At 62.1% G+C, this 16,032-nt stretch carries 12 protein-coding genes and 1 riboswitch; of the genes, 3 read left to right on the forward strand and 9 right to left on the reverse strand.

The window, feature by feature from the left end; translation table 11 throughout:
* Window positions 1-49: 49 nt before the first annotated feature.
* Window positions 50-409, forward strand: coding sequence for a hypothetical protein (locus C5N93_RS10790; protein ID WP_242559261.1), 360 nt, complete (start codon window positions 50-52; stop codon window positions 407-409).
* A 302-nt stretch (window positions 410-711) separates the two neighbouring features.
* On the opposite strand, the gene C5N93_RS10795 is transcribed toward C5N93_RS10790, so the two are convergent.
* Window positions 712-3,681 carry an autotransporter domain-containing protein gene (locus C5N93_RS10795; protein ID WP_242559262.1) on the reverse strand — a complete coding sequence of 990 codons (2,970 nt, stop codon included), beginning with the start codon at window positions 3,679-3,681 and terminating at the stop codon, window positions 712-714.
* A gap of 24 nt (window positions 3,682-3,705) precedes the next feature.
* Here C5N93_RS10795 and C5N93_RS10800 point away from each other — a divergent pair, with 24 nt between their 5' ends.
* On the forward strand, window positions 3,706-4,233 hold the full coding sequence (locus C5N93_RS10800; RefSeq protein WP_242559263.1) for a hypothetical protein: 528 nt from the start codon (window positions 3,706-3,708) through the stop codon (window positions 4,231-4,233).
* Window positions 4,234-4,743: 510 nt separating this feature from the next.
* On the opposite strand, the gene nrdR is transcribed toward C5N93_RS10800, so the two are convergent.
* From nrdR to C5N93_RS10815, 3 genes are all read right to left on the reverse strand, one after another.
* Entirely contained in the window at window positions 4,744-5,226 is a 483-nt protein-coding gene (gene nrdR, locus C5N93_RS10805; RefSeq protein ID WP_150721217.1) for a transcriptional regulator NrdR, read from the reverse strand.
* Window positions 5,227-5,244: 18 nt separating this feature from the next.
* Window positions 5,245-6,492, reverse strand: a complete 1,248-nt coding sequence (gene glyA, locus C5N93_RS10810) for a serine hydroxymethyltransferase (protein WP_242559264.1) — start codon at window positions 6,490-6,492, stop codon at window positions 5,245-5,247.
* Window positions 6,493-6,590: 98 nt separating this feature from the next.
* A riboswitch (ZMP/ZTP riboswitch) is annotated at window positions 6,591-6,698 on the reverse strand.
* A 31-nt stretch (window positions 6,699-6,729) separates the two neighbouring features.
* A complete protein-coding gene (locus C5N93_RS10815; protein ID WP_242559435.1) occupies window positions 6,730-7,740 on the reverse strand; it encodes an NAD(P)-dependent alcohol dehydrogenase in 1,011 nt (336 codons plus the stop codon).
* A 128-nt stretch (window positions 7,741-7,868) separates the two neighbouring features.
* On the opposite strand from C5N93_RS10815, the gene C5N93_RS10820 reads away from it, so the two are divergent.
* Window positions 7,869-8,783, forward strand: a complete 915-nt coding sequence (locus tag C5N93_RS10820; protein ID WP_242559265.1) for a LysR family transcriptional regulator — start codon at window positions 7,869-7,871, stop codon at window positions 8,781-8,783.
* Between the two features lie 148 nt (window positions 8,784-8,931).
* Here the strand turns inward: C5N93_RS10820 and C5N93_RS10825 are convergent, their stop codons facing one another.
* The 5 genes from C5N93_RS10825 to boxC form a co-directional block, all read right to left on the reverse strand.
* Window positions 8,932-10,449, reverse strand: a complete 1,518-nt coding sequence (locus C5N93_RS10825; RefSeq protein ID WP_242559266.1) for a hypothetical protein — start codon at window positions 10,447-10,449, stop codon at window positions 8,932-8,934.
* A 164-nt stretch (window positions 10,450-10,613) separates the two neighbouring features.
* Complete coding sequence (locus tag C5N93_RS10830) at window positions 10,614-11,195, reverse strand: DJ-1/PfpI family protein (RefSeq protein WP_150721220.1); 582 nt, start codon at window positions 11,193-11,195, stop codon at window positions 10,614-10,616.
* A gap of 222 nt (window positions 11,196-11,417) precedes the next feature.
* Window positions 11,418-12,683: a benzoyl-CoA 2,3-epoxidase subunit BoxA gene (gene boxA / locus C5N93_RS10835; protein ID WP_242559267.1), complete on the reverse strand. Its 1,266-nt coding sequence runs from the start codon at window positions 12,681-12,683 to the stop codon at window positions 11,418-11,420.
* 37 nt (window positions 12,684-12,720) lie between these two features.
* A complete protein-coding gene (gene boxB / locus C5N93_RS10840) occupies window positions 12,721-14,148 on the reverse strand; it encodes a benzoyl-CoA 2,3-epoxidase subunit BoxB (RefSeq protein ID WP_069344728.1) in 1,428 nt (475 codons plus the stop codon).
* Between the two features lie 118 nt (window positions 14,149-14,266).
* Window positions 14,267-15,922, reverse strand: a complete 1,656-nt coding sequence (gene boxC, locus C5N93_RS10845; RefSeq protein ID WP_242559268.1) for a 2,3-epoxybenzoyl-CoA dihydrolase — start codon at window positions 15,920-15,922, stop codon at window positions 14,267-14,269.
* Window positions 15,923-16,032 lie beyond the last annotated feature (110 nt).

Genomic DNA, 16,032 nt, shown 5'->3' on the forward strand with positions numbered 1-16,032 from the left:
TATCGACGTCCTTGATATCCGTAATATCTTTTAATGGCGTGTGTAATGAATGACCCGCATCCGCAACAAATCTATCATCCGCCTCAGCAACGACTTTCTTATCGAGATCGTTTTTTGCTTTCTCCGCCAGCGCCGTCAATTCATTGATGCGATCTTCTTTCACGCTGTTACCGGCCGGGCTCGCCGCAAACGCCGATGGCACGCCGCCCATTGCAACCAGGGCGGCCGCCGCCGCCAAGCAAACCCTTGTCTGACCACGCGCATTAGACTTCGGACGATTCCCTCGCATTCGACAACTCCTTTTCAATTCGCCTCAAATGATGATTTCCCTCATCACGCTTCAGACAGTGGCTTGATGGCCGCCATCGTTCCGGCAAATTCTAGGAGTCGATTTCTTCGAATCGGCTGACTACTCTATAGCTTTGATACTTAACCCAAGATCACGAAATTCATCGAATAAACGTCAAATCCCAATTTAATTCATTTCATTTTCCAACAATCGCTCACCGTCACACCGAATCAATACATCAAGCACCCAAATTCATGCGTATGTGATGTCCTGACGCCACACGTTCCGGCGAAAAAGGAGGCATTTCCCTCGTCCATTTTTTGGACAAAAAACCCGCCACGCCCCTACGGACGTGACGGGTTTCCTTTCCCATCCGTGCTGGTCGCGTGAGCCTGTGACCCACGCAATCCGATCAGCAACGCTTAGAAGCGATACTTCGCTGAAATGCCACCGGCCAGGGCGCTCTCACCCTTGCGCACGCTGACGTTGCCGCCCAGATGCACGTCGAGCCGTTTCTTGAGCTGGAGATCGACGCCGAAATCGGCCGTGAAGACTTCACGGCCCAGCTTCGGACCCTTCACGTTGAACGCGCGCGGCGCGCCGTAGATCGTGTTCGTCAGGCTGCTTTGCGTGTTACCGAACTCGTGCTCGTAGGCCAGACGCAGTGACGGCGTGAGCTTGCCGCCATCGAAATTGAACACGTCACGCGAAAAGCGCACGCCCAGCACGCTGCGGGCCGACGTCTGCGACTGTGCGCCGACCTTCAGGCCATCGTTGCCGGCAATGCCATCGCGATTCGTCTCGTCGAACGCATTCAGCTTCGTCGACGCGATGCGCATGCCCACCGACGGATCGACACGGAACCCTGCCACGTCGAAGCGCTTGCCGATCTCGCCGAATGCACCGAACGTGTTGCCGCCGGTCTTGCCCGACAGACGCGCCGAGGCATTGCGCGCCGCGACGGTACGGTCGGTCGTGACACTGTGATTCGTGTACGAAACGCCGCCGTTCACGAACAGATTGGCATCGTTCAGATGCGAGCCGTACAGACCCACGCTGACGCTGTTGATCTTCGATTCGCCCGGCATGCCGTCAGCCTTCACGTTCTGGTTGCCCATGCCGATGGATGCCCCGACGACGGTGCCGCGACCGACACGCTTGTCGACACCGATGGCGCCATCGATACCGCGAACGTCGAACGACAGCGCGTCGCCACGTTGCGTCGCATTGCCACCGGCGAACGATGCCCAGCCGGCGATACCCGAGTCGTCCGTACGCACGCCGTTAGCCGTCTTGTCGTCGAGCATCGCGCCCCCGGCGACCATGCGCGACTGCATGCCGCGCTGGAATGCCGTGGTGGCGCCCTGGGCCGCGGTGGCGTTGTTCAGTAGCGACTCACCCGACAGCAGGGCGGCCGAACGACGTTGCTCCGCGGAGCCCGCCGTTTGCAGCGCCATCTCGGAAAGCACCTTGCCGCCGATCTTGCCGGAGGTCAGCTCGCCCACCGTGACGCCGTCGACCGAAGCGAGCACCGCTTTTTCGTTGGCACGGTAGCCGGCATCCGCCGCCAGATAGCGCACGACGTTCTGACTGGTGATGAGTCCCGTCGGATTGTTCGGATCGTCCGGGTTATTCGTGTCCGGGCCATCGGGATCGGTCGGCTTGGTTGTCTTGCCACCGGTGATGCTACCCACGGTGACCTTGCCCAGCGTCGCCGTTTTTCCTTCGGCAACGCTCACGACACCGAGCTTGTCCTGAACGTCGGCGAGAGCGATGTCGTCAGCCACGCTCACGTTGATTTCCGTTTGCGTGAAATCGCTGTCCTGGGACACCTGAATCGCGCCGCTGGTCACCTGAGCGCCCACCTTTTCCACACGCGACTGGATTTTCGCCCCGGGCTTCGACGTGTACTTCTCCACGGCGAGCTTGTGGGTGCCGAGATCCACCTTGCCCGCGTTATCGAAATGGCCGACGCCCTCGACGCCGGACAAGAGCGAGACCGCACCCTTCTCAGCCACGGTGACAGTCCCGGAGCCCAGCGCGTTGACGTGAGCAGCGGACACGGTGCCACCCTCGACGCGCAAGCTCGTGATGCCACGCTGGTCACCCGCCAGCGTCAGATTGCCCACGCCGACCTTGACCACTTCCGAGCCGGTTGGCGTCGCGCGGACTTGCGGCGCCGTCGGGTTCGCACGAAGGATGCCGGAGGCATTCGACGCGACGGCATTACGCTTGATGGAGCCTTCGAAGTGGTCGTCTTCGTTGCGCTCACCGAGCACGAGCTTCGTGTCGCCGGTCACCACATCACCGAACCCCGATAACGCGCCGATGGACAGCGTCTTTTCCGCCTTGCGTCCCGGCGCGGCAGCCGTGACCTTCGAGATATCCAGCGTCCCGCCAAACATGTCGATCTTCGCGGAATGCGCCGTGGTATTGCCCGACATTTCGGCCGCCCCGACATTCACCAGGGACAGTGCCTCAAGCTCGGTGTCCTTGATGTAGAGATTTCCGCTGGCGCCGTTGATGATGTGTGCCTCCCCCCCTCGCGAACCGTTGATGACAGCGGTTCCGAGGTTGACGACTTCCGAGGTATCCAGTGCGGAATCGACGAAACCGACCAGTGAGGTGCGATCGTTAGTAATTTCGGCCTGCGCGAGCTTCGAGTTCTTGAACTCGACCGTTCCTCCTTGATTGGAAACGTTCGATACGGCAGCGTCCGCTTCGTCGAAACGCACTTCGCCCCCGTCGCGCACGCCAATATCACTGCGTCCCGCGTTGGCGCCCTTTGCGAAAGTCAGCTTCCCGTGGTCGAACACGTCGATCACGGCATGCCCGGCGTTGGTGCCCTCACCGAACACGATCTCTCCGCCCTTACCGGTATTGCCGATACCCCGTCCCGCACTCAGCGACACCGTTTCCATGTCATGGGCAATGCCTGCGCCGCCCTTGAAATTCAGTTGACCGTCGGTACTGACGGCAATGGTCAGTTCCCCCTGACCTTCGATGCCCTGATACACGTTGAGCGTCCCGTCGGTCACCGTCGTCAGATGCGCGGCATCGTCCAACGCGCGAAGGGTGCCGATCTCACGCTTTTTGCCCGTAGCGCCGGTCAGCGCGTCGGACCGATCGCCCGAGGCCGAGGTCAGTTCCAGCGTGGCGTCCTTCGTGATGGCAGCGTGCGTATCGGAAACCGCTTCTGCGCCCATGAAGTTCGTCAGATGCTTGTCGCTCCAGGTCAGCGCGCCGTCGTGCTTCGTGGCGTTCGGCGTGGTCGCATCGAGTTGGCGAGTGGCCTTGAGCGCGGCAAGCGCGCTTTCCGATGTCGCGCCGGTCACGCGCGCTTCCTTCATCGCCAGCCGGTCGGCCTGACGCTGAACGGCAGCCAGCGCCACCTGACTTTCCCCGGCGAAGGACGCGTGGTTGCCAACCTCCTTGCCCAAATCACCCAGCGCCTTTGTCAGCGCCTTATCGTCCTTGCTCGTTGCAGCCGCCGTTGCATCGAGTTTCTTTTTCAGGTTTTCGAGCGATTTTTTCTTTGCGACACCGGCGGACGACAACTTCTGATCGTCGATATTCAGAATTTCGCCGAACGTCGCATTGAGAAGAAGAAGCAGTGCATTGCGATCATCTTTTTCCAGATTAGCCTGATTATCGATTGCCGACAGAATGGACGATTTATATTCGTCTACATTTTCTGCAAATTGCCGAGTTACAATCAACTTCTCCAAATTTGGCGCGATCGCCTTAATTTCGTTTTTAATCTCGGCAATTCTGGAATTTCGATCGATTTCCCACTGGGCAGTCGGCTGGGGGACTGCCGACGCCATCGCGTTCATGGGCACCGCAGCCGTCGCGACTACCGCCGCAGCGGCCATGCAGATCGTGGTCTGACGCAGGACTTTCGAGTTCTGACAAATCTTTTGCATTCGATAAATCTCAATTGAATACGCAATAGACGATGGAATTCATTCACCGTCACCACAACAGCGGCATACTTGCCACCGTCAAGGCTGCGAATTCTAGAGACGACCTATCGAAATCTAATCAAAACCCGGGGCTTTTGGTACTTACCCCACAATTACATCAAAATCGAAGATTAGGATGATGCATAAAACATTAAGTTATTGATTTGAAGGATCATCCCAAAATAATAAAGATAACTCTTCTTATTCACCCAAAGTCATGGATGCGTGCGGCGCCCGCGCAACGCCGCATCACCGTCTTTCAGTCACCTCCCACCGCGATATTTCTGACGTCGCGAGCTGCGATTGCGACGGCAAGCCCCCCCTCCCCGACGCGTCCGCACGTCCTCGGCGTCTCGCACGGCCATAAAAAAACCCGCCGTACCCTTTCGGGCACGACGGGTTTTCCGTCATTCTCAAGACCGTGGGAGCCGGCAGGGCCACCACCGCACCGCATGCGTCATCACAGGCGCGCTGACGCGCTACGCGACATCACGCCACCGGCTTGCGCTTGGGCTTGATATCGGTGCTGTCGATTTCTTCGAGCACGTCGCGGAATTCCGCAATGTCCTCGAAGCTTCGATACACCGAGGCGAAGCGGATGTAGGCGATCTTGTCCAGCCGCTTCAACTCGCGCATCACCAGTTCGCCGATGCGCTGGCTCATCACTTCGCGCTCGGCCCCCGCCAGTAGCTTGTACTCGATGCGCGCAATGGCGGCATCCATCGCTTCGGCGCTGACGGGGCGCTTGCGAATCGCCAGTTGCATGCTGGCGCGCACTTTTGCACGGTCGTACTCGGCGCGGCTGCCGTCTTTCTTGACGACGGCCGGCATGGTGAGTTCGACACGCTCGTACGTGGTGAATCGCTTATCGCACGACGGGCATTTCCGGCGCCGCCGAATGGCAGCGCCGTCTTCCGCTTCACGCGAGTCGATGACCTGCGTGTCGTCGTGCCGGCAGAACGGGCAGCGCATGCGTGCGACGCCTGTGGCTTAGCCGTAGACCGGGAAACGCTTGGTCAACTCGGCCACTCGTGCGCGCACGCGGGCCAGGTTTTCGGCGTCTTCCGGATTCTCGAGCACGTCGGCGATCAGGTTGCCGACCAGCTCGGCTTCGGCTTCCTTGAAACCGCGCGTGGTCATGGCCGGCGAGCCCAGACGCACGCCGCTCGTCACGAACGGCTTTTCCGGATCGTTCGGAATGGCGTTCTTGTTGACGGTGATGTGCGCTTCGCCCAGTGCGGCCTCAGCGGCCTTGCCGGTGATGTTCTTGGCGCGCAGGTCGACCAGCATCACGTGCGATTCCGTACGGCCCGACACGATGCGCAGACCACGCTTGACCAGCGTCTCGGCCATCACGCGGGCATTCTTCGCGACTTGCTGTTGGTATTCCTTGAATTCCGGCGATGCGGCTTCCTTGAACGCGACGGCCTTGCCGGCGATCACGTGCATGAGCGGGCCGCCCTGGATACCCGGGAAAATCGCCGAGTTGATGGCCTTCTCGAATTCCGCCTTCATCAGGATCACGCCGCCGCGCGGGCCGCGCAGGCTCTTGTGCGTGGTCGTGGTGACGAAGTCGGCGTGCGGCACCGGGTTCGGGTACACACCTGCGGCGATCAGACCGGCGTAGTGCGCCATGTCGACCATGAAATACGCGCCGACCGACTTGGCGATCTGCGACATGCGCTCGAAATCGATCTTCAGCGCGAAGGCCGAGGCGCCAGCCACGATCATCTTCGGCTTGTGTTGCTCTGCCAGCTTCTGGGCGGCGTCGTAATCGATGTCCTCGGCTTCGTTCAGGCCGTAGCTCACGACATTGAACCACTTGCCCGACATGTTGACCGGCGAACCGTGCGTCAGGTGACCACCGTGCGCGAGGCTCATGCCCATGATCGTGTCGCCCGGCTTGAGCATGGCGAAGTACACGCCCTGGTTGGCCTGCGAGCCCGAGTTCGGCTGCACGTTGGCGGCTTCTGCACCGAACAGCGCCTTCACACGGTCGATCGCCAGTTGTTCGACAATGTCGACGTACTCGCAACCGCCGTAATAGCGCTTGCCCGGATAACCTTCCGCATACTTGTTGGTCAGTTGCGAGCCCTGCGCTTCCATCACGGCCGGGCTGGTGTAGTTTTCCGAAGCGATCAGTTCGATGTGATCTTCCTGACGCTGGTTTTCCTTCTGAATCGCGGCCCAGACGTCGGGATCGACGGAGGCAACGGTAGATTTCGATTTGTCGAACATGGCGGTTCCGTTGAATTGAACAGGTTTTCCGGGAGGGGATGCTGCAGCGCGCCTTCCTTTGTGCTTCGGAAGACGATAGACAGGGCAGCACCAACCATCACGGCTGCCCAGGCGAACGGCAAATAAGACCCCGGCGCTTCCCGGTGGGTTGCTCCACCTCGGGCACACAAGGCTGTGCACCCTAATCGCCAGTCACGCGGGGTTTGTGGCGTCGACAGTTTATGCGAGGTTGAGACGTTAGGCAACCGGCCCGGAAACTCGTACCACGACCTTGCCGAACGCCCCGCGGCGCAGGTGCGACAACGCCTGCCGGAAGTCCGCGAAATCGTAGACGGCATCCACCTGCGGCACGATCCCATGCCGGTCGACAGCCGTCACCAATGCCTCCAGCCCCTGCCGATGGCCCACACCGATACCCTGCACATGCGCCCGTTTGAGCAGCACCGGATACACCGGGATTTGCAGGGTGTCCCCGCCCAGCGTGCCGATGACTGACACCTTCCCGCCTGGCGCGAGCGCCGCCAGCGTCTCGCGCATGTCGCCCCCGGCCAGTTCCAGCACCTGCTCGACCCCGCGCCCTTCGGTCAGCCGGCGCACCTCGTCCGACCAACCTTCCCGGCGTAGGACACCATGCGTGACGCCGAGCGCCGCCGCCCGGCGCAGCTTGTCTTCGCTCCCGCTCACGACGATGGCCTTCGCACCGTGCGCCGTCGCCAGTTGCGCCCCGAACAGCGCGACCCCGCCCGTCCCGATGATCAGAACCGTCTCCCCCGGTACGAGCTTGCGGCCCGCGCCGAACAGCGCATGCCAGGCCGTCAGCCCGGCGCACGTCAGCGTCGACGCCGCCACATCGTCGAGGGTGGACGGCGCACGCACCAGCGACGCCTCGTTGAACACCGCATATTCACGAAGCACGCCCTGCAACGTGCCACCAAAGACTTTGAGCCCGGCCGGTGCTTGTTCGCCATCGACCCAGCGGTCCCAGAACGTATTGACGACGCGCTCACCCACCGCCACGCGCGTGACCCCGTCGCCCAACGCCACGACCTCCCCGGCAATGTCCGAACCGGGCACGAACGGAAATTCCACCGGCAATCCCATGCCGGTGTCGATCATGAGGGCATCGCGGTAATTGAGCGATACGGCGTTCACCCTGACCAGCACTTCACCCGGACCGGGTGTCGGCACGGCCACCGTCGCGAGATCGAGTGCCGCGTCGCCAAGCGTTGCCATTTGCCACTGTTGCATCGTTGTCATTGCCATCTCTCTGTTCATCGTTTCTCAATCGAAGATCCCGGCGCGCCGGGTGGACAGAGTTAGCTTATTGGAGAATACTTCGCGGCAGTGATGGCGATTTATCCACTAATTGGCGACATATGAGAACCAATGACACCTACACACCCGATCGCCTCTCTGGCATTTCGGCGTTCGTGGCGGCGGTCGACGCGGGCAGCTTCGCCGGCGCGGCCGAGCGATTGCACCTGACTCGTTCGGCGGTCGCCAAACGGATCGCGCGGCTGGAGACGCGGCTCGGAGTCCGCCTGTTCCATCGCACCACCCGCAGCCAGCATCTGACCGACGAAGGGCAGACGTTCTATCAGCGTTGCACGAAGGTGCTCTCGGAGTTGTCCGAGGCGGAAGATGAGTTAAGCGCCGGATCACAAACACCGATGGGCAAGCTGCGGGTGACGATGCCGGTGCAGATCGGGCGGCAATGCATCGCGCCGGTGCTGCTGACGCTCGCGAAAGCGCATTCGCAGTTGCGGCTGGAGATGTCGTTCAGCGACCGTCGCGTCGATCTGATCGAAGAGGGCTACGATCTGGCCGTGCGCAGTGGACGTCTCGATGACACCCCCGGGCTCAAGGCACGTCCGCTCACCGAACAGATGATGCTGTTGTGCGCGTCGCCCGCCTATCTCGCTGAACATGGCACACCGCAGACGACTGCCGATCTCGCCCGCCATGAACGTCTGATGTACGGACGCGGCGGCAATCTCTATCAATGGCCCGCGCTCGCGATGCAGCCCGAGGTCACGCCGCGTGCACCGCGCTTCGTCCTCGACGATCTCGTCGCGCTCGTGACCGCTGCCGAGCAAGGCCTCGGCATCGCCTACGTTCCCCGTTGGGTCGCGATGCAATCTCTGGATGCGGGAACGCTCGTGCATCTCCTGCCGCAGACCTATGCCCCGGGCACGCCATTGCATCTGGTCTGGCCCGACACGCGGCACCCGTCCCCCAAGCTGCGCGCGGCGATCGACGCACTGTTGGCCTCGGCGCCGACGTGGACGTGACCGGCGCATCCATCGACGTCCATCGCCAGTACCGGACTCGAGCATTCGCCGACGTTGGCATCTGACGTTGGCATCTGACGCTTCCATGCGGTCGCGGCCGTCGACTGACTGACGACTGACGCCAGACCACCATTTCGCGCATCGCCGGTCAGGCGCCCCGCGGACAACCAAACGGCTCCTGCTGCGCATCGATCGCCTGCGCGCGCATCGGATACATGCGCGCCCATGTCTGCGCGGCCCACGTGCCACCCAGCAATCTCACGAGGCTGTCTCGCCGTGTCAGGAGATGCACGACCAGCGCCTCCGGATCGCGAAGGCCCATCATCGTGTCGCACGACGTCGCGCCCGCTGCTTGAGACGTTTGCGCACTCTGCGACAGATATGCCACCTCATGGGCACGTGTCGTCCATCGCCGCATTTCCTGCGACGAAATTCGCCCGAGCCGATACGCCATTTCAGCGGCCAGTGCGCGTACGCCGTTGGGGTTGCGCAACGCCTCCGACATCGCTTTGCCCGTCACATCGCACGCCGCTCCGCTCAGCCCGGAAAGTCGCCGCACAAAGGGCGCGTAGTGTTCGCCATAGGGAAATTGTGTGAGATCGGCCAGTGCATCATCGGGTAGCGTAGCTGCGAAGCTCGCCGCCTCCCGGCGAAACGTCGACGTCAGCGGCGGCAGCGACGTCAACGTCTTGCGCTGGTTGACGGCCACGTCGTACCCGTCGACCTTGCGCGTGTGCTGAAACGCCAGATCGAGACACGCGTCGAAATCCAGCGACATCACGTAAGGCAGGTCGTTCTTGTCGCGCCAGACCCCGATGTTCTCCATGAACACGTTGCAGAGATCCCAGTTACCGAGCCAGAGCGCTGCAATGTAATGACGCTCCAGTGCACATTGGTAGACGTCCGGGAGTGCGTGACAAAGCAGGCGACGCATGGCAATACGGTGTCCGAGTGCTTCGGCATGCACCTGCGCCATTTCACCGTCGAGGTGATAGAACGGCAGACCGCCCGCCGTCTCCACGGCCTGCGCCATGCGTTGCCCTGCGGCGCGCGCCTGTCCCCTTGCGTGTTGCAGTGTCTCGACATCGGGAGGATGTGCACCGCCGATGACGCGCCACGCGTCGTCGCTCTCGAGCCAGTCGCCGAGATTGCGGTAGGTCTCGAGAAACGTCGTTGCCAGATAGAGACGTTCGGGGGCCTGTGTGCCATCGAACGCCTGCGAACAGCCGCGCACCAGAATGGCGGTCGGCGTGGCGAGCCCGAGCGCACCGAAAAGCCGCGACGCCAGCCAGGCCTGAGCGGCATGCCCTGCGCTCGGACATGCCTTCACGACGTATTGCGGTGCGTCCGCCGGCGCAAGATGCGAGGTGGGTGATGTGTGGGGAAGGGATGCCGCCGATGCCGCCGACACGCCGTGCGTCGAAAGCGACATACGGATGGCGGACCCGGCACTTCCCATGGGCGCCGCAGCGCACACCCGTATCGCCAATGAAAAATCGTAGGGACCGATGTCCGGCAACGGCGCCCCGCTACCATCGTGTCCGACAACCGCGCCGAATACGCCGAACGTGCCGGCTTCGGGTAGCGCGTCGGCGCGCTGCCTGATGTCGTCTCTCCTCCAGTCGAACCGTGTGTTTCCCTGACCGATACCCGCATTGACGTGCATCACGACGCTCCTTGGTCGTAGCACGGAGACCGGTGCGCATACGCGGCAACGGTCTCCCGATTAAGATCGGCAAATCTTGCTGCGGTACTGAACGGCCAGCTTTCGAAAATGGGGCAACATCGGATAATTCCGCCTCGACGCCCTGCGCATCGAGGCGCTACGTCTTACAACTCGATCTTCGTGCCCAGCACCGCGAGGAACTGCGCGATCCATGCGGGATGTGCCGGCCACGCTGGTGCGGTGACGAGTTTGCCGTCGGTATGGGCATCGTCGATGGCGATTTCCATGTACTTCCCACCGGCCAGCCGCACTTCCGGCGCACAAGCCGGATACGCCGAGCATTCGCGCCCTTCGATCACGCCAGCGGCCGCGAGCAACTGCGCGCCGTGACAGATGGCGGCGATCGGCTTGTCGTTTTCGGCAAAGTGACGAACGGCGGCGAGCACTGCGTCGTTCAGACGCAGGTACTCCGGCGCGCGTCCGCCGGGGATGACCAGCGCGTCGAAGTCTGACGGCGACAGGCCGTCGAACGTAGCATTCAGCGTAAAGTCGTGACCGCGCTTTTCGCTGTACGTCTGATCGCCTTCGAAATCATGAATCGCGGTGCGCACCTTGTCGCCCGCCTTCTTGCCGGGACAGACGACTTCCACGCGATGCCCCACGGCCATCAGTGCCTGCACCGGCACCATCAGTTCGTAGTCTTCGACGTAATCGCCCGCCAGCACCAGAATCCGCTTCTTGCCCATGTGACTCTCCGTTCAGAGAAAAAATGGAAGGGAAACAGCGCCCCCATATTACTCAATTACGGTGACTTCCCCGAGACAGGGGTACCAGATGGACAAAAAAAACCGCGTGCCGAAACACGCGGTGTCAAGTCGGCGCAAAACGCCGTCGGTCAATCATGAGGCACTGCGCGATGTGGTCCAACATCTTCCTTCTATCGCCACACCCAGCACGCGCCCCGAATCTCAATAAGTCTCCAGATGCAGGCGCCCCTCCGTCTTCATCCGTTGCCAGAGCGACGGCCAGTCGAGTCCAGCCTCGCCTGCGATGGTCTGCAACACTTGCAGCACACCGTCCTCCATGCCCTTCAGCCCGCACACGTAGATGTACGTGTGATCGTGACGCAGCAGTGCCGCCACATCGGCCGCCCGCTCGCGCATCGCATCCTGCACGTAACGCTTGGGCTGCCCCGGGGTGCGCGAGAACGCGAGATTGGTGTCGATGAAATCCTTCGGCAGATTGAGCAGCGGCCCGAAGTACGGCAACTCGCCTTGCGTGCGCGCACCGAAGAACAGCATCAGCTTGCCGGTCGCGCCCTTCATGCGGCGGCGACGGCGATACTCCGTCATCGCGCGCATCGGCGCCGCGCCCGTGCCGGTGCAGATCATCAGCAGATGCGAATCGGCGTGATTGGGCATGAGGAACGTGCTGCCGAACGGCCCCATCACGTTCACCACATCCCCCTTCTTCAGGTCGCAAAGGTAGTTCGAGCACACCCCGCCGACCGCCTGCTCGTGATGATCCTTCGTCACGCGTTTGACCGTGAGCGCCAGGTTGTTGTACCCGGGACGCTCGCCGTCGCGCGGCGACGCGATCGAGTACTGACGCGCATGATGCGCCCGCCCGTCGGCCGTGGTACCCGGCGCAATGATGCCGATGGATTGCCCTTCGAGCACCGGGAACGGCTGCTTGCCGAAGTCGAGCACGATGTGATGGATGTCGCTCTCGGTGCTCGCATCCGTCACGCGATAGTTGCCGACCACCGTGGCCTGCACCGGGGCCTTGTGGTTGTACAGATTGACGTACGGCTTGGCAGCCGACCACGGCGGGACGACCGACCCGCGCACGAGGTCCGAACCCCCGATCACCGGCTCGGCAGACTCGGCACCGCCCATCGACCCGCCGCCGGCAGCGCCCTCGGTCGCCTCACCGATCGAACCCTGCCCGGCAAGCGTATCGTCCTGCACGGGCAGTTCGTCCCACGTGAGCTGCTCGTCGACGGGGTAGGCCTCGGCCCTGAGCACGTCGCGCCAGTTGTCGATAGCCCCCGTCGGGCACGGCGAGATACACGCCATGCACCCATTGCACGTGTCCGCGCGCACAACGTAGTTGTTCTCGTCGTGCGTGATCGCGTCGATCGGACACGTCTCCTCGCAGGTATTGCAGCGAATGCAGATCTCCGGATCGATCAGATGCTGCTTCAGAACTTCGACCGGAACGGGGCCGTTCATGATGCTGTCTCCTTGTGGGGATGGCGCTTGCGGCCGCTCAGTTGAAACGCACGTACTCGAAATCGATCGGCTGGCGATTGATGCCCAGCGGAGGCGGCGCAATCCAGTTCGCGAACTTGCCCGGCTCCGTCACGCGGCCCATGAGCGACGCCACATACGCGCGGTCTTCCGACGACGGCAGCCACTCACGCTCATGCGCGGCCCATTCCGTCTCGCTCACGACACGGCCGTCCGGCGAGACACGCACACCGGCGAACGTACCGATCTGACGATTGAACGCCTTGTGCGGCACCGTCAGACGGAAGTCGATACCCGCCTTCTCCAGCACCTTGTTCCAGCGGTTCACCCCGGCCACGGAGTCCTTGATGTAGTCGTCGCGCAGCACTTCGTTCATCGCGTTGAGCATCGGCACTTCGCGCTCGACAAGCTTGCCGTTGTCCACGTCCAGCAGGCGATACATCTGGCCGTTGAGTTGATGATCGTCGTCGCGCTTGCTCTCCTCATAGCGGCCCTTCAGACCCGAGCTGTAGAAGATCGCCGCGTTGGACGACTGGTCCGCACCGAACAGATCGATCGTCACGGAGTAGTGGAAGTTGATGTAACGCTGGATCGTCGGCAGATCGATCACACCGGCAGCGCGCAGCTTCGAGACGTCGTCGGTCTTCAGTTCGTTCATCACTTGCGCAGTACGGGCGATCACACGCGATACGCCCGACTCGCCCACGAACATGTGATGCGCTTCTTCGGTCAGCATGAACTTCGTGGTGCGTGCGAGCGGATCGAAGCCCGACTCGGCCAGTGCGGACAACTGGAACTTGCCGTCGCGATCCGTGAAGTACGTGAACATGTAGAACGCGAGCCAGTCCGGCGTCTTCTCGTTGAACGCACCGAGAATGCGGGGATTGTCGTCGTCGCCCGAGCGGCGGCCGAGCAGCGCTTCGGCTTCTTCCCGACCGTCGCGACCGAAGTAGCGATGCAGCAGGTAGACCATCGCCCACAGGTGGCGGCCTTCTTCCACGTTCACCTGGAACAGGTTACGCAGGTCGTACATCGACGGCGCGGTCAGCCCGAGATGACGCTGTTGCTCGACCGATGCCGGTTCCGTGTCGCCTTGCGTGACGATGATGCGGCGCAGGTTCGCACGATGCTCGCCCGGCACGTCCTGCCACGCGGCCTCGCCCTTGTGCTCGCCAAAGTGAATCTTGCGATCGGCTTCGCCCGGCGTGAGGAAGATGCCCCAACGATAGTCCGGCATCTTCACGTGATCGAAGTGCGCCCAGCCACTCGGATCGACGCTCACCGCCGTACGCAGATAGACGTCGAACCCATGCGAGCCTTCCGGACCCATGTCGCCCCACCAGGACAGGAAGTTCGGCTGCCACTGTTCGAGCGCGCGTTGCAGCGTGCGGTCGTCCGACAGGTTGACGTTATTGGGGATCTTCTCGCTGTAATTGATCGAAGCCATCGTGGGAATCCTCGTGTCTTATGAATCTCGTGCGTCGCTTGTGTAAGACGTCTCGTCCGGTGGATGTCGCCGCGCGCACCGCCCGAGTTGGCTCAGGGGCGGCGGCGCGTCGTATTCGTCAGACGCGGTTCAGATCGAACTGCGCCTTGTTGCCCTTGCCGTAGACCTTCAGTGCGCCCTTCTCGCCCACGGCGTTCGGACGAATGAAGATCCAGTTCTGCCATGCAGACAGACGGCCGAAGATGCGCGTATTCATCGTTTCCTTACCGTTGAAGCGCAGGTTCGCTTCCATGCCGGTGAGCGCATCGGGCGACATGGCCGCGCGCTCTTCGATGGCGATACGGATTTCGTCCGGCCAGTCGAGGTCGTCGACGGCAGCGGTCACCAGACCGAGACGCTCCGCTTCGTCCGGACGCACCGGGCGGCCGATGGTGGCGCGCACGGCCTCCAGCTCGGCAGCGTCTTCATAGAAGCGACGCGCCAGACGTGACTGATCGGTGACCATCGGCAGCAAACCAAAGTTGACTTCGCTCAGCGTGATCGCCGGTTCGTCTTCCTCGCTCGCGGGCAGCGCCGCCATGTACGTACGGTCGGCGGCAAACGCGAATTCGGCGAGCGTGCCGGTGAAGCACGAATCCGGCTCGATCAGCGCGAACAGCGAGCGCGACGACACATCGATACGGGCGAACGTGCGGCGCAGCATGCCGAGGGTTTCACGCACGAACCAGTGATCCTGATGCGCGAGCAGCGAGGCGTCGGCTGCGAGCACATGCTTTGCGTCGCCTTCCGTGCGCAGCAGCCACGTGCCGATGTCGAGTTCGTTGGTACGGAGATTGAGAATGGCGTCGTCGAGTTCGCGCGCCATCTTCAAAGGCCACCAGTTGATACCGGCGGCTTCAATGCCTGCGATGTCGGCTGGCGGCGCGGACTTCGGCGCCTTCACGGTCAGGCTGGCGGTGCGGTTGGCACGATCGATTTCGACGTCGACGAATTCGTAGCGAATGGCGTCCGGTTCGTCGGTACGCTCGATACGCGTGAGCGTCACGCCCTTGCCGCCCGGACGGTCGCTGCCCTGTGCCAGTGCCTGCGCACGCGCCGCCACGGACTGGGCGAATTGCGCCGGCTTGACCACCTCGTCCACGAGACGCCACTGCTTGGCGCGCTCGCCGCGAATGCCTTCGACGATGGTGCAGAAGATGTCGGCGCGGTCGTTGCGCACGTGACGCTTGTCGGTCAGACGCGTCAGGCCGCCCGTGCCCGGCAGCACGCCCAGCAGCGGCACTTCCGGCAGCGCGACCGACGACGAGCGGTCGTCCACCAGATAGATCTCGTCGCAAGCCAGCGCGAGTTCATACCCGCCGCCTGCGCAGGCGCCGTTCACAGCGGCAATGAACTTCAGGCCGGAGTGACGGCTGGAGTCTTCGAGACCGTTACGCGTTTCGTTGGTGAATTTGCAGAAGTTGACCTTCCACGCATGCGAGGAGAGGCCGAGCATGAAGATGTTCGCGCCCGAGCAGAACACGCGGTCCTTGGCGCTCGTGACCACCACCGTCTTGACTTCGGGATGCTCGAAACGGATGCGCTGAACGGCATCGTGCAGTTCGATGTCCACGCCGAGATCGTACGAATTGAGCTTGAGCTTGTAGCCCTCGCGAATGCCGCCGTCCTCCGCGATATCGATGGCGAGCGTTGCGACCGAGCCGTCGAAGCTCAGCTTCCAGTGCTTGTACTGCGTAGGGTCCGTACGGTAGTCGACGTGGGGTTTGCCGAACATGATTGCCTCCAACTCGAATAATGATCTTGTTGAATTGCAATATAGTGCAGCACAAACCCACCGTCAACCGTTTGCCTGAAGAAAAATGAATTATTTTGCAGAATGACGAC

It is taken from the genome of Pandoraea sp. LA3 (assembly GCF_022696215.1).
GTDB classification, from domain to species: Bacteria; Pseudomonadota; Gammaproteobacteria; order Burkholderiales; family Burkholderiaceae; genus Pandoraea; species Pandoraea capi.